The sequence below is a fragment of the Paenibacillus nitricinens genome (assembly GCF_052056485.1).
In the GTDB taxonomy this organism is placed as follows: Bacteria; Bacillota; Bacilli; order Paenibacillales; family Paenibacillaceae; genus Paenibacillus_AQ; species Paenibacillus_AQ nitricinens.
Map to the genome: position 1 here is coordinate 1,800,508 of NZ_CP183948.1, position 14,179 is coordinate 1,814,686.

The 14,179-nt window shown below is 44.4% G+C and carries 9 protein-coding genes and 1 other annotated feature; of the genes, 2 read left to right on the forward strand and 7 right to left on the reverse strand.

Annotated elements, in window-relative coordinates:
• Positions 1 to 199: 199 nt before the first annotated feature.
• Complete coding sequence (gene pulA, locus ACN6KS_RS07965; RefSeq protein WP_440961756.1) at positions 200 to 2,539, forward strand: type I pullulanase; 2,340 nt, start codon at positions 200 to 202, stop codon at positions 2,537 to 2,539.
• 122 nt (positions 2,540 to 2,661) lie between these two features.
• On the opposite strand, the gene ACN6KS_RS07970 is transcribed toward pulA, so the two are convergent.
• The 7 genes from ACN6KS_RS07970 to ACN6KS_RS08000 form a co-directional block, all read right to left on the reverse strand.
• Positions 2,662 to 3,516, reverse strand: coding sequence for an IS3 family transposase (locus ACN6KS_RS07970; RefSeq protein WP_440960104.1), 855 nt, complete (start codon positions 3,514 to 3,516; stop codon positions 2,662 to 2,664).
• 20 nt (positions 3,517 to 3,536) lie between these two features.
• The gene (locus ACN6KS_RS07975) at positions 3,537 to 4,226 is read right to left on the reverse strand and encodes a helix-turn-helix domain-containing protein (RefSeq protein WP_440960103.1); all 690 of its coding nucleotides are present in this window, start codon (positions 4,224 to 4,226) and stop codon (positions 3,537 to 3,539) included.
• 104 nt (positions 4,227 to 4,330) lie between these two features.
• Positions 4,331 to 5,941: a diguanylate cyclase domain-containing protein gene (locus ACN6KS_RS07980; RefSeq protein ID WP_179283799.1), complete on the reverse strand. Its 1,611-nt coding sequence runs from the start codon at positions 5,939 to 5,941 to the stop codon at positions 4,331 to 4,333.
• 433 nt (positions 5,942 to 6,374) lie between these two features.
• On the reverse strand, positions 6,375 to 7,547 hold the full coding sequence (locus ACN6KS_RS07985) for an ABC transporter permease (RefSeq protein WP_440961757.1): 1,173 nt from the start codon (positions 7,545 to 7,547) through the stop codon (positions 6,375 to 6,377).
• The gene (locus ACN6KS_RS07990; RefSeq protein WP_094870612.1) at positions 7,544 to 8,242 is read right to left on the reverse strand and encodes an ABC transporter ATP-binding protein; all 699 of its coding nucleotides are present in this window, start codon (positions 8,240 to 8,242) and stop codon (positions 7,544 to 7,546) included. The genes ACN6KS_RS07985 and ACN6KS_RS07990 overlap by 4 nt, the downstream gene beginning before the upstream one ends.
• Positions 8,239 to 9,672, reverse strand: a complete 1,434-nt coding sequence (locus tag ACN6KS_RS07995) for an efflux RND transporter periplasmic adaptor subunit (protein ID WP_440961758.1) — start codon at positions 9,670 to 9,672, stop codon at positions 8,239 to 8,241. Before ACN6KS_RS07995 ends, ACN6KS_RS07990 begins: the two co-directional genes overlap by 4 nt.
• Before the next feature lie 57 nt (positions 9,673 to 9,729).
• The gene (locus ACN6KS_RS08000) at positions 9,730 to 12,291 is read right to left on the reverse strand and encodes a hypothetical protein (protein WP_341134127.1); all 2,562 of its coding nucleotides are present in this window, start codon (positions 12,289 to 12,291) and stop codon (positions 9,730 to 9,732) included.
• Between the two features lie 269 nt (positions 12,292 to 12,560).
• Positions 12,561 to 12,847 (forward strand) — a binding site (T-box leader).
• 60 nt (positions 12,848 to 12,907) lie between these two features.
• Here ACN6KS_RS08000 and pheS point away from each other — a divergent pair.
• A complete protein-coding gene (gene pheS, locus ACN6KS_RS08005) occupies positions 12,908 to 13,942 on the forward strand; it encodes a phenylalanine--tRNA ligase subunit alpha (RefSeq protein WP_440961759.1) in 1,035 nt (344 codons plus the stop codon).
• Positions 13,943 to 14,179 lie beyond the last annotated feature (237 nt).

Sequence of the window (14,179 nt, forward strand, 5' to 3'; positions counted from 1 at the left end):
ATAGTGATGAGTATAAAGTCGGTAAGGAACCCAAACCTGTAAATATGTCTTACATATAATAGTATGAATCCATAGAAAGTTTATACTCCTTTATCGACTTGCAGAGCTGTGCAAGTATTAATATGATCTAAATTGGAAATATTTGGACTTATAAGCATCCCTATAAGTTAGGCAGGGAGCCATAGGATGGTGTTAACTCATGAGTAAAAATGTTATAAATACAGAATTAATGTTTGAGGTCTATGAAGGTAAAGACCTGGGCTTAACGTACTCGATGGAGTACAGTGTATTTAAAGTCTGGGCACCTACTGCTTTTGCTGTATCTCTAGTTTTGTACGAAACAGATGGAAATCAACGTAACATTGGATTTGATCTGAGCTCTGCAGATAGTGGGCGTATTATATATATGCAGCGTCAGAACGGCGGAGTCTGGCAGACTAAGTTATCAGGTGATTTAAAAGGGAAATATTATATGTACCGTGCTGTATTTGCTGATGGAAGTGTGACGGAAGCAGTAGATCCCTATGCAACAGCCGTATCGGCAAATGGTTTAAGAACAGCAATCGTTGATTTACGTAGGACCCATCCTGAGCATTGGGAGAAGGATGTTGCTCCTCCATTGCAGCATCCTGCAGACGCGGTTATTTATGAGCTGCATGTGCGTGACTTCTCCTCACATGAGAGCTCTGGCATGTACAATAAGGGTAAATTTAAAGCATTTACAGAATTTGGATTAAAAGATTCGGAAGGAAATGCAATAGGTATGGATCATCTGGTCGAATTGGGTATCACCCATGTACATCTGATGCCTGTGTTTGATTTTCAGACTGTAGATGAGCTGAGTGTAATGAAGCGTGGTTCATCCATTGAACATAACGACTACAATTGGGGCTATGATCCTCAGCATTATAACGTACCGGAAGGATCGTATAGCACTGATCCTACCAATCCAGGGCTACGAATTCGGGAATTTAAAGAAATGGTTCAGGCACTGCATAGTCGTGGGATTTCAGTGATTATGGATGTGGTTTACAACCATACGTACGCTGTGGAGAAGGGCCCCTTTGAGCCGCTTGTACCAGATTACTTCTATCGCCGTGACTACTTGGGACGTTTATCTAATGGCTCGGGCGTGGGTAATGAGCTGGCTACAGAGCGTCCGATGGTACGCAAATATATTAAGGATTCTTTGTCCTACTGGGCTACGGAGTATCATATTGATGGCTTCAGATTTGATCTTATGGGTCTGATGGATAGTGTGACCATGCGTGAAATAACGGAAGAGCTTAGACTTGAGGTAAATCCTAATCTGCTGTTATATGGCGAACCTTGGACAGGAGGAGATTCTCCACTGGCAACAAAGACGCTAAAAGGTGTGCAGCGGGGAAAAGGATATGCTGTCTTCAACGATAACTTCCGTTCGGCGATCAAAGGTGATAGTGATGGATGGGGACGGGGCTTCATTACAGGGGAATACGGCAAAGAAGGGGCTGTTGCAGCCGGAATCAAAGGAGCCATCCACGAATTTACAGACTCTCCTGTGGAATCGGTGAACTATGTAACGGCCCATGATAATTTGAATTTATGGGATAAGGTGCTTACCGTACAAGGGGGATTTCAGGATGCTGCTTCACGGGCTAATCCTTACTTAAATGTAGATCTGGAGAATATTCTCAGCAATGAGACCGTGCGCCGATCCCTGCTTGCAAATGGAATCATCCTGACCTCGCAAGGGATTCCATTCCTGCATGCCGGTGATGAACTCCTGCGCAGTAAATTTGGAGATCATAATAGCTATCGTAGCGGTGATACGATTAACGCGATCCGCTGGAATATGAAGAGTGTGTTTAAGCCTGTATTTCAATATTATAAAGGCTTGATCGAACTGCGGCGTACACATCCGGCATTTCGTCTGCATGGTAGGCAGGAAATTGAGCGTTCGCTGGAATTTATGCGCTGTGATGGGGGGATCGTGTCGTACCTGCTTAGAAATCATGCAGGAGGCGATCTCTGGAACAATATAACAGTCATTTTTAATGCCAATAATGATCGAGTAAAGCTATCTCTTCCTGAAGCTAATAGGGGTTGGAATGTGGTAGTGGATCATACCCGAGCAGGGACAGAAGCATTCCGAAGGGTTACAGGTAGCGAGGTGGAAATTGAAGGCTTGTCGATGATGGTGCTCTATGATGAATGTGGTGAGCCAGCCCCGAGATCTAAAATTATCGAAGTACACTATGAACGGCCAGATGGGAAATATCAAGGCTGGAATCTTTGGGTTTGGGATACAGGAATTCAGGATGGACAATGCGACTTTCGGTATATGGAGGATGGGCGTGCAGTTGCACGCATTGAGGTGTTGCCAGATACCAATTCTATCGGGTATATATTACGTCTTAATGACTGGGAAGAGAAAGATGGCGATGGCGATCGCTTTATTGATTGTTCCACGGATGACGAGCTGATCAAGGTGATGGTTATAGATCGTGATCAGGAGAATGATGGGATCTCAGATGATCATCTGCAGTTAACCAGTTAAAAGAATAAAAAAGAGCTGCTTCAGGGTTTTGTGAAGTGCTCCCTGTCAAGTGGACAGTGTAAAAAACAAAAATAGTTAGTTTAGATACCTCAGCTCGTATTACTAGAGCTGAGGTATTTTCGTTATGCAGCTCGTCGGTATTCGTTAGGTGACAAGCCATCCAAACATTCTGTATAGCGGTAATTATTGTAGTAGTGAATATATTTGCTAACCTCCGTGAGGACTTCTTCATAGGTATCAAATTTTGTAAGATAATAGCTTTCTGCCTTGTAAGTACCCCAAAAACGCTCAATAGGTTGGTTATCCAAACATCGGCTCACACGAGACATGCTTTTCTTAAATCCGTATTTCACATGAAGTCGGTTATACTCATGTGACGTGTACTGGAAACCTCTGTCGCTTTGTAGAAGAGGAGATACGCCAGGATTCTTCGCGTAAGCCCTTTTCAACGTATCCATCACGAGTTTATTGTTGTTGGAATGGCTTAATACCCATGAAACAATGGAATTATCATATACATCAATAATGGCACTCAAATAGGCTTTGCGCCCATTCCCGTACTTCAGTTCTGTCACATCTGTACACCATTTTGAATTAGGGGAATTGGCATCAAAGTTACGGTTCATTACATTTTCAGCTACATGGATCTCCGTAGCTTTCACATAACTTGCTCGTTTTCTGCGAATGACTGCTTTAAGCCCAAGAGCACACATAATTCGGTAATAACGCTTTTTGTTGTACTGCTTTTTGAGCTTTCGGTTTAATTGCGTGCGCATTTGACGGTAGCCAAGAATCCCTTTTCGCTTGTCATATCGTAGCTTTACTTCTTTCGCTAACGCACGAGTTTCAAGTTCTATGCAAGAGGGTTTCCATTTTAACCACTTGTAATAGGCAGATCGAGCAACCCCAGCTAACGCACACAACTTCGTAATTGCGTGACCTTTTTCTTTGTTCAGTTCTTGAATCGCTTGATACAAGTTTACTTGTCGAACGAGGGTTAGCGTGTATTTCGTCGCTTGATCTCTGCCAACTTTTTTGCGAAGTCATTCTCCATCTCTAGGTATTCATTTCGCGCTTCTAGCTCTTTAATCCGTAGCTTAAGACGTTCATGCTCCTCTAGTTCTTCTACAGGCTTTTTACGACCTCGATTGTCCTGAAGAGCTTCCTCACGGCCAGCTTGATATTTCCGAACCCATGCGTAAACTTGCTGATAAGATACACCGTATTTTTCAATCGCTTTCTGATAATCCAATTCATTAGCGATGGTATATTGTGCAATTTCAATACGTTCTTCGAAAGTTGTTTTACGTCCTTTGTTCATATGAGATAGTCCTTTTCCTTTATGTGTAGGTTTTAATTCTATCTCATTAGTATACTTGGTAATCCATTTGATCAAAACACTTCTACTTGAAATATGATGCTTGTTTGTCGCCTCTTCAACGGAGAAACGACCAGACAACACTTCGTTAACAGCAGCCAGTTTGAATTCCTTAGAGTATGTTTTCCATGTTCTCGATTCCTTTAACCCGTCCAAACCATCTGCTTTATATTTCCTAATCCATTCTCTAACCGTGTGCGAACTAAGACCTCGCTGTTTTGCCTCATAGTTTGGATTCGACTTGTGCTCAAGGCACAGCCGTACGACATGTAATTTTACTTCTAAAGATGCTGGACTTCTTTTAGACATTAGAAAAACTCCCGTCATTGTAGCAGTAGAAGTTTTTGTTTTTTCTACTGTCTACTATGACGGGAGCATATCATTGACCCCCGGAACAGCTCTTTTTGTTGTTCTTATGGTTTTCCGATGGTTTGGTTGGCTAAACCTACATCCAATAGATCGTAGTAGAGATTAGCTTCATTCCCACCATGGTCTTTAGAAAGGTACATCGCTAGATCTGCGGCACGCAGAAGTTCATTAATGCTGCTTCCATTTTCAGGAAATAGGGCTACGCCAATACTTGCGGAGGTGTGGAAGCTAGATCCATTGTCAATAGACCAAGATTTGTTGAATAACTTAAGCAACCGCTGAAGCATTTCATCTAACATTTCTGGAGAGGTAAATCGGTGCAGTACCACCGCGAATTCATCACCACCAATCCGGAACGCCTGGCCTACACCTTTAACCGTTTGCAAAAGCTCTCGAGAGAGCAGTTGGAGAAATTCGTCACCTGCCAGATGTCCTAAGGTATCGTTTAACTGCTTGAATCTGTCGCAATCCAGCAATGCGAGTGCAATATTCTTTCTCCGTTCCTCGGGTTGGTTGATGAGATTCTCCATGTACATTTTGAAATGAGCACGGTTGGGAATTGCGGTTAAATGATCATAGAAGGCTAGCTTATGTAATCGTTCTTCGTATTGCTTCCGTTGTGTAATTTCACGGGACACTAACATAAATTGTGCTGGGAAATTATTGCTTCCCCGAACAGGCGACACCTTCGTTTCCAGCCATACCCATTGCCCTTCAGCTCCACGCATTCGTAGCTCTGAGATACGAGGGGTTCCTTGAACGATACTCTTTAGTTTGGCCCAAGCGATTTCCGGTTCACGAATATAGTTGGATAGTGGGTCACCCTTTTTAGGAACATAGCCGAGAATACTTGAATGTGAAGGGGAGCTATACAATATCAACCCGTTAGGATCAGTCAATATAATAAAGTCAGACATGGTTTCACCGATTAGCTGATAGAGTGTTTGTTCCTCCAGCATTTCATTTTTGAGCCAAATGATTTTGCGACCCAGATAAATAATAACTAGAAGCAGAATAAAGAAGACCAATGAGTACAGCGCAAAAAGTGCACTCTTTTTATCTTGGAACCCATCTGTTACTTGTAAGGCGTAGGTGTCTACCAGGTCTTCTGATTGATCAAGATGAGTTCTAACTTCATTTAACTGCATGTTCAGATTTACAGCATGATATGAAGCAGGGTCCCATCCGATTTGCATCCGTTCAGCTATCAATTTACTCCCTGTATTCTTCCATAGGACTAGGGATGTTTCAAAGGCATGGAGCTCATTCTCTAATTCAGTAAGTATATTGGCCTGCTTCAAATCACTGTAGGGTTTGTTGATGGATCTGATGTCTGAACTTGCTAGGCCTACCCGTTCTTGTGCTTGTTGATTATTGTCCTTAAATTCCTGAATGAACTGATCACGTTCAGCGTCAGTGAGGTTCGAGCTCATGGAGGAGTGGAGAGCGATTGCGGCTTGATACAGATCACGATCAGCGCTCAGTATGAGCTCAGAGTTCTCAAATACATCTTCATATAAAGAATCTGACATTCTGTTAATGGTGTGATTTAGATAGAGTAAAGAAGCTACACTAATCCCAACCAGTAGAATGGAGATCGCAGCGAAAATAAAGATTAGTTTGCGTGTTACTTTGATATCGAAAAATCCAGCCACGGTCATTCTCTCCCCGCATAAGATGTTTAACAAATCTTATTGCTGCTAACTATAACCTGCGGAACATCCATTTGTGGCAGGTGTATTTTATTTTCAGGCAAAGATGTTGAGAGTGACTATGTGAAAAAGAGGTGTTGTAACATAGTGGGAAATGAGGCATGGGAAAGATAAATTGTGTGTGGACCGCAGTTTGTAGTACAACAAGTATATAGGACGTCCTACTTATAGAGCAATCGCTTCCTCAAATAAATATCGATAATAAAAAAAATAATGATTACGGTATGAGCCTATTGCCTTATCTATATTCAAATCCATAAATCCTATTACCCACCGTCTTCGTAAATGATACCTAGCTCAGCCTCAAAAATATGCGTTCTGTTATGCTAAAAAACTGCCCAGTCATATTAATGACTGGGCAGCTGACTTGAAGTAACTATTCGTTACGTAGTGCATGAATGGGGCGAAGCCGTGCGGCTTTGTTCGCAGGCATCATTCCGAAAATTACGCCGATAAGCAAGGAGAAAACAAAAGAGATCAGTACCATATCCCAGGCAATGGATACGGTAAGTGAAGTATACTTTCCTAGGAGCCAACTACCTGCGACTCCAATACCAACACCGATCACCCCACCCAATCCGCTAAGCACAATGGATTCGATCATGAATTGAGCGAGAATATCGAACTTTTTGGCGCCGATTGCTTTGCGGATACCAATTTCTCTTGTTCTTTCATTGACGGATACGATCATAATATTCATGATGCCGATCCCCCCAACAAATAGTGAAATGCCGGCAATTCCCGCAAGTGCCATTGAAAGCGTAGCTGTCGTAGAATTTACAGTATCCAGCATCTCTTGAGAGTCAAATACACTAAAAGCATTATCCGCATAATTAAATTTAGCATCCAGTGTACTCTCTAGTTTATCTTTTACCGTGGCTACAGTGTCTGCTGAAGTCGTCGCAATTGTGATAGAACGTACGCCTTTGCTTTTTAACTGACGTTCTGCAGTAGCTATAGGGATTAATAAGATATCATCGTTGGAACCACTTAGACTAGAGCCTTTGGCTTCCAACAGGCCGACGATTTTATAGCTGATCCCGTTTAGCTGTACCTTTTGGCCTACAGGATCATCTGTGCCGAATAAATCCTCAGCCGTACCTGTGCCTATCAGCGCAACCTTCTGCCGGTACTCTGTATCTATATCAAGCAGGAAACGTCCTGACTGTACATGGAAATCCTTAACGTCCTCATAAGAAGGTGTAATGCCTTCAACAGTAACGCTAACATTCTCAGTATTATGCTTGGCTGTAACGTTGCCACTGATTACAGGAGCTACATTTTCTATCCCCTCTATATCTCCTAGTGCTAAGGCTTCTTCATAGGTGAGGGAGGTGGTAGCCCCACGGCCAGTGATGTTTACCGTCAGCTGATTTGTTCCGAGTCCATTAAGCTGCTCCGTAATCTGAGAAGTAGTTCCCTGCCCCACAGAAACGAGAATGATAACGGATGATACACCAATAATAATACCCAGCATCGTTAAAAAAGCTCTTACTTTACTGCTGTAAATACTTTTTAGAGCCATCCGCATACTTTGAAATAATTTCACCTCGCATTCCTCCGATCTTCTACGAGGTTGCCATCCTGAATACGAATGATCCGCTTCGCTTGCTTTGCAATTTCGAGGTCATGTGTGATTAGGATGATTGTATGACCTTGCTCATTTAATTCTCGAATCATCTGCATGACCTCTTGTCCAGTTCGCGTATCAAGCGCCCCGGTAGGTTCATCTGCAAGTAGAATCGGGGGAGATCCAGCCATGGCTCGCGCAATCGCAACACGCTGTTGCTGTCCTCCAGAAAGCTCAGAAGGTCGGTGATGCATTCTTTCCTCCAAGCCTACTTTAAGGAGTGCCTGTTGCGCCGTTTCTCTACGTTCTCGATGTGAGAGGCCGCGGTATATTAGAGGAAGCTCTACATTCTCGACAGCAGACAATTTGGGGAGAAGATTGAAATTTTGAAAGATAAAGCCGATCTTCTCATTTCGGATAATAGCCAGCTTGTTGTCGGATAATTTGCGAACCTCTTGCCCGTCCAGAAGGTAACTTCCCTCATCTGATATATCGAGGCATCCAAGCATGTTCATGAGTGTTGATTTACCAGAACCGGAAGGACCTATAATCGCTACGAACTCTCCGAAGTCGATTGTAAAAGAAAGATTTTTTAGGACTGTCATAGTTTCTCCGGCCATATTATAGCCATGGGTCATGTTCTGGACTTGGATCAGTGGTGCTGAAGCACTCATCTGCTGCCACCTCCACCACCACCAGCTGGTGCTCCGCCCATGCCACCAGCACCACCTCCACTGAAGCCGCCACCACCGCTAAAGCCTCCGCCGCCGAAACCGGCGCCACCCATACCGCCTTGCATTTGCATCTCAGTACTAGTTGTACCCGTTTTGGTAGAGATTACTGTAGGAATGATCACTTTGTCTCCTTCATTAAGTCCGCTGACAATTTCAATGCTGCTCTCATCATGAATGCCCACTTCGACGGAAACCATTCGCTGATTACTATTTCCGCGGTTTCTTGTGCCAGCTGCTCCACTAGCCATAGTACCGCTGCCGCGAGCATCAGGCGCTCCGCTAGGCATTGCGCCACCGCGAGCATCAGGCGCTCCGCTAGGCATAACTCCACCGCCAGCTTCAGGTGCTCCGCTGGGCATTACTCCGCCGCGGGCAGCATCAGGAGCCCCACTAGGCATTGGTGTCTGGCCCTCGGTAGATGAGTTTTCGGTTGAACCCGCTGTTAAGGGGAGAGCTACTGTGTACTTGCCATTTCTTTCTTGAACAGCTTCAACCGGTACGGTTAACACATCTTTTTTCTCAGCCGTTGTAACTGAAACTTCTGCCGACATCCCGACAAGGGCACCTTCGGAGCTAGTTAAGCCAACGGTAACATCGAAGAGGGATACTCCGTTTGAGACTGTACCTTCCTTGGCAATCTTTGTGACACTCCCCTTGAATTCAGTGTCGGGAAGGGCATCCAATGAAATGGTGGCAGGCATCCCCAACTTCACTGTAGGAATATCAAGCTCATCCACCTGCACTATAACGCTTAAATTAGCATAATTGGTGATATCGATGAGTTCAGAGCCATCCATCGCTTTTTCACCGTTGGCTATATTAACAGCTGTAACAGTTCCGTCAATAGGGGCGGTTAGGGGATCTGGAGGGATCATATCTTCTTGTACAGATGCTATTTTTTCGATTTGAGAAGTGATATCTGTTTTCGCTTTTTCAATCGAACGTTTGGCACTGGCCAATTCATCCTCGGAGGCACCTGCCACGGCAAGCTTCTTATACTGCTCCTGCTTGTCCTGAAGATCCACTTCAAGTGAGGTAAGAGAGGTTTGTTCCTGTTTGAGATTGTCACTCAGGTCATCGCCTTCGAAGGTAATTAATGTCTGGCCTTTTTTCACAAGGTCTCCTTCTTGGACAAGCACTTCAGCTGCGGTTCCAGCGTCCTTCGTTTTCACTTTTCCTGTTTCGGTGGCCGTGACGGAGCCTGCTCCAGATACATTTACTATGATATCGCCCTTCGTAACCGTGGCTGTATTTACGGGCACTTCAGCAGCCTGACTGCTCTTATCAGGTAAAAATGTATACACCAACAATCCGGCTGTTGCTACAGCTACTACTCCGATGGTCCAGAGCAACACTTTTTTCTTCTTCATTTCTATCCTCCATAGATCATCAAATTTCTTTTGAATTCAGCCACCCTTGCGCTTTTACTAAATGTCGGATGGATTGTTAGCATTAGAATCGGTGTTTGAAGCGGAATTGCTGTTTGAAGTCGTTGACGCTGCCTGATAAGTGACAACATAGGTCCCAGTTCCCAGCAAATTTCGATGACCTTGGAATTCGTCGTATATATTCAATCGGATCGCGCCGCCACTTAGAGTTTTGTAAAGATTGCTTGTGAATGTTGTGGTGTACGACTTGAAGCTACCTAATGGCAGATCTGTGCCAAGTGTTAATGTCTTTTCCATCGTTTGTCCGAAGGGGTCGATCAGCTCTAGTACAAGCTTGTGCTCATACGTACCCGATTCGTAAAGCGTGCTGCTCGACAGGTTGTAGGTTAGGACAGTGCTTAGCGTATCTTTTCCACCAGTGACGGTGGTGACTGCATTTGTCACGGATAGGGTATAAGGGAACAATTCTACATCCAAAAGATTGCTCTTTGCCTCCACCGCAACATTATTTAGTCCCAGTGACACCGTATTGATATATCCCGTTGATTTCCCGCCAGGAGCCGTAAGTTTTCCTTCGGATACCCCTTCACCGATATAAAGAACAAGCTGAGAAGGATCTACTCCAAGTGGAAGCTTAGTCCAGACGGTAATCAGATTTTTTCCGTTAGGGCTCGTGGAAGTTGTAGACTGGTTGACCTCGCCTTCGAAATATTGATTGTCTGGTGTTTTGTAATAAGCTACGAGTTGAGCCTGCTCTGATTTACGTGTTTCCTCACTGTTCATTTCCAGTTCTGTGTACATGATATTGGAGCTCGTACCCTGATAAACCGTTGTCCGGCGCTCTAATACTTCTGCTTTTTTGCTTTCAAGGTCAATTTGGAAGGAACTTAGTGCTGCAACTTCCTGAACACGGCTATCCAACTGATTTGTACTTAACGAAAGAAAATTAATTTTGCTTTCGCCGGAGGTTTCTTGCAGCGTTATTTTTAATGGATTGAACTGGTAGGTGTAAGGAACATTGGCCACGACATAAACGTCTGCGGATTCATTTGGCCCGAGTAGGGTTTGTGTGCTTTCTGTGACGACTTGGGAAGTGCTGCTAATATCACTCTCACCAGCTTTAATGACACTTGTAAACGCTGGAAGCTGTACAGAGGTCGATTTCGTGTTGCGAATATTGATTTTAGCTACAAGCTGATCTTTGTCTGCCCAAGGTAGCCGCTGTATGTTCGTAAGCTTGACAGCAAATGTACCGTGGCTGTTCTCCACTGCGTATTCTGTGTCCTGCCAATTATTAGTTTGCAGAATGTAAGGGATCTGATAATAGGCTGTAGGAAAAATGATCTTACCCTCGACAGCGGGTTCATTCATTTGCAGCTGTAGCGTTCCTTGAGCTATCGTTAGCGGAACTTCTGCACTGAGCTCGATTATTTTTTCTTCAAGGGGTTTGAGTGTAAGGTTGGCGAAAGCCTTCGTGTCCACCGGAAAGCTATATCCTTCAGCGGCTTTAACGGTAAACTCATAAGCAGGCAAAGTAATCGCTTTGTTGCCGCTATTTTTTACTCGAAATTGCAGCGTCCAATTCGCGGTGCCGTTGTCGGCATAGACATTGGCGCTTTTTAACTGCGTCTCGACAGTATTATTGTTGATCGTAAGCTTCTTGATGACATTGCTGGCTACGACAAGATCCGGTGTGGTAGCAGCGGGAAGGTTATAGGTGACGATGGGCAAAGCTATTTTTAATGAAGTATCTTCTCCAGCAAACTGCAGAGTCATATTGTCTGTCTTCATATAAGAGGGGATTTCCGTCATGTAGTAGATCGTCTTTTTTTCTTGTGGCTGTACTTTGTAGTTGCTGCTCGCGTCATCAAGCGTTAATTCAAATACAGATCCGCCTGCGGATGCGAGGTATCCCTTAAGTCCAGAATCACTTAGCACTTTGGTTCCTTGATTGGTTAAGCTCACACCTACTTTGGCGTATACCTTACCGTTATATTTGTAAATTTGCAGACTTTCAGTTTGGGTTGTTACGGGTTGATTATTCAAGGTTATTTTTTTGCTTTGGCCTCTAGCGACCGCTTGTGAAAAAGTTGCAGGTAGGGTGAAAGTACCCAGCTTCTTTTGATAATCGGTACTGCTGAAATCCCAACCAAAGACTGAAATCTTAACGCCTTTTAAAGAGGTGGATTTACCGATGTTTACATAATAGGTTACGGATTGACTGCTTTTGGAGGCTATGGACTTGATAGTTGCACTGCTGGTTACTGGGCTCCCTTGGATAACCGTTCCTCCGGCAGTAGTTACCTTAGAGAAATAGTCCACCAGATTGATGCTGCTTCCGCTCCCATTGTAATAGCTGAGGGTGTATGTAAGAATATTGCCGCCATCCTGAGTTAAAAAGCCTACATCGCTCAGCTTCACGCTTACGTTACTCTTTAAAGCTATCGAGCCGAGTTTATCCAGAGTGGATACGGTGGTGGTGGTTGCCGTTTTGGTGGATGTACTAGTCGTTGATGCAGCGTATGCTCCATACGCTGAAGCTTGACTCAGAACGGCTGCGCTAAGTATGATCCCAGCGACTTTTGTTCTTCGTGCATGCATGTAATTCCCTCCCGGTATGAAAGTCCTTGTACTATGAAGGTGGTTTATGATGGAGTACAACCATGCCTTCTTAATAATGGAAATTATCAAGCTCCGCTGAACGTTAGCTGAAAAAAAGTCCCCGGAACGGCTCTGAACCTTAAAGCCAGCTTAAAGCCAGATAAAAATTGCCCTAATTATGCTTGAACTTGTCAAAACGACAGATTTTGCATATAATAAACAGACATATCTCTTGCATAAAAGAGATACCTGACAATTAGATTGAATTGTAAAATGCAGTGATGGAGAAGAGTACACAGTGCCTGACTTACAGGGAGGAGACGCCGGTGATTGAGAGCGTTTCTAGGAAACAGAGCTGTCGAAGTTCACTCCGGAGCAGTTCCTTGAATTCCTTAAGATTGCCTTGTAAGGAAGCGTAGGGGAAACCGGTCACAGACCGTTATTTCTGTATAAAGTGAGATAGGTATCTGTCCAGCCAAAAGAGGGAATGAAGCTCTTATGGGGAACAGATCAGCTTGTCTAACAAGGGTGGTACCACGGTCTTTTCGTCCCTTACCGGGAGGAAAGGCCTTTTTTTGTTGAACTAGACAATGATTGAAGGGGGCTGTACACGGCCATGAAAGAGAAGTTGGAAGCATTGAAGGTTGAGGCGCTGGCTAAGTTGCAGGAGGTTATGGATCCACAGGTTTTGAATGACCTAAGAGTGAAATACCTCGGTAAAAAAGGCGAGCTTACAGAAGTTCTGCGTGGTATGGGAGGACTTAGTGCTGAGGAGCGTCCGGTTATCGGGCAAGTAGCGAATCAGGTGCGTAGTGCGATTGAGGAGATTATTGGAGCGAAGCAAGAAGCTTTTCAACAGCAAGAGACTCAGCAACGTCTGCAGGCTGAAAAAGTAGACGTAACATTGCCGGGTCGCCGCATGCAGCAAGGGGGCATTCACCCGCTTAGCAGAGTGGTTCAGGAAATTGAGGATATTTTCATTGGTATGGGCTACCGTGTGGCTGAAGGTCCGGAAGTGGAGACCGATTATTATAACTTTGAAGCCCTAAATCTGCCTAAAAATCACCCGGCACGCGATATGCAGGACTCCTTTTATTTAACGGATGACCTGCTTATGCGTACTCAAACGTCTCCGGTACAGATTCGTACTATGCAGGCTATGAACGGTGAAGTTCCAGTTAAAATCATTTGCCCGGGTAAAGTATTCCGCCGCGATGATGACGATGCAACGCATTCCTTCCAGTTCCATCAAATTGAAGGTTTGGTTATCGGAAGTAACATTCGGATGAGTGATCTGAAAGGCACCTTGCAGCAATTCGTACAAGAGATGTTCGGCCCGAATACAGACATTCGTCTTCGTCCGAGCTTCTTCCCATTCACCGAGCCAAGCGTTGAAGTGGACGTAAGCTGCTTCAAATGTGGCGGCGATGGCTGCAGACTGTGCAAGCAAAGCGGATGGTTAGAAATCCTTGGTGCCGGCATGGTGCATCCAAACGTTCTGAAAATGGGTGGCTATGATCCTGCTAAGTATAGCGGCTTCGCATTTGGTATGGGTGTTGAGCGGATTGCTATGCTTAAATACGGCATCGATGACATCCGTCATTTCTATAACAACGATATGAGTTTTGTAAAGCAATTCAAGAGCGTTTAGATTTTTGGTGGGCGAGCTGGCTTGCGGGTTAGGAGGATGGATTTTGGAGCATTTGATTTCATGTTGTAAAAACCCTATTAAGCTAGGATCGGAAAGGAATTTTGGAACTGTAGGAGCGATAGCGACCGCCTTTGTCCCCGGATTTCCACCGCGAAGAGCGGTTTAGATCAAGAAATCTGGGGACAACAGCGGCCGGAAGTCCAAAGATTCCTTGCAGGGACCGCTCTTAATAGTGTT

What these genes read in the sequence shown, in the direction of transcription:
- pheS (WP_440961759.1), top strand. Translation starts at nt 12,908, where the DNA reads ATGAAAGAGAAGTTGGAAGCATTGAAGGTTGAGGCGCTGGCTAAGTTG.
- ACN6KS_RS07990 (WP_094870612.1), bottom strand. Translation starts at nt 8,242, where the DNA reads ATGAGTGCTTCAGCACCACTGATCCAAGTCCAGAACATGACCCATGGC.
- pulA (WP_440961756.1), top strand. Translation starts at nt 200, where the DNA reads ATGAGTAAAAATGTTATAAATACAGAATTAATGTTTGAGGTCTATGAA.
- ACN6KS_RS07995 (WP_440961758.1), bottom strand. Translation starts at nt 9,672, where the DNA reads ATGAAGAAGAAAAAAGTGTTGCTCTGGACCATCGGAGTAGTAGCTGTA.
- ACN6KS_RS08000 (WP_341134127.1), bottom strand. Translation starts at nt 12,291, where the DNA reads ATGCATGCACGAAGAACAAAAGTCGCTGGGATCATACTTAGCGCAGCC.
- ACN6KS_RS07975 (WP_440960103.1), bottom strand. Translation starts at nt 4,226, where the DNA reads ATGTCTAAAAGAAGTCCAGCATCTTTAGAAGTAAAATTACATGTCGTA.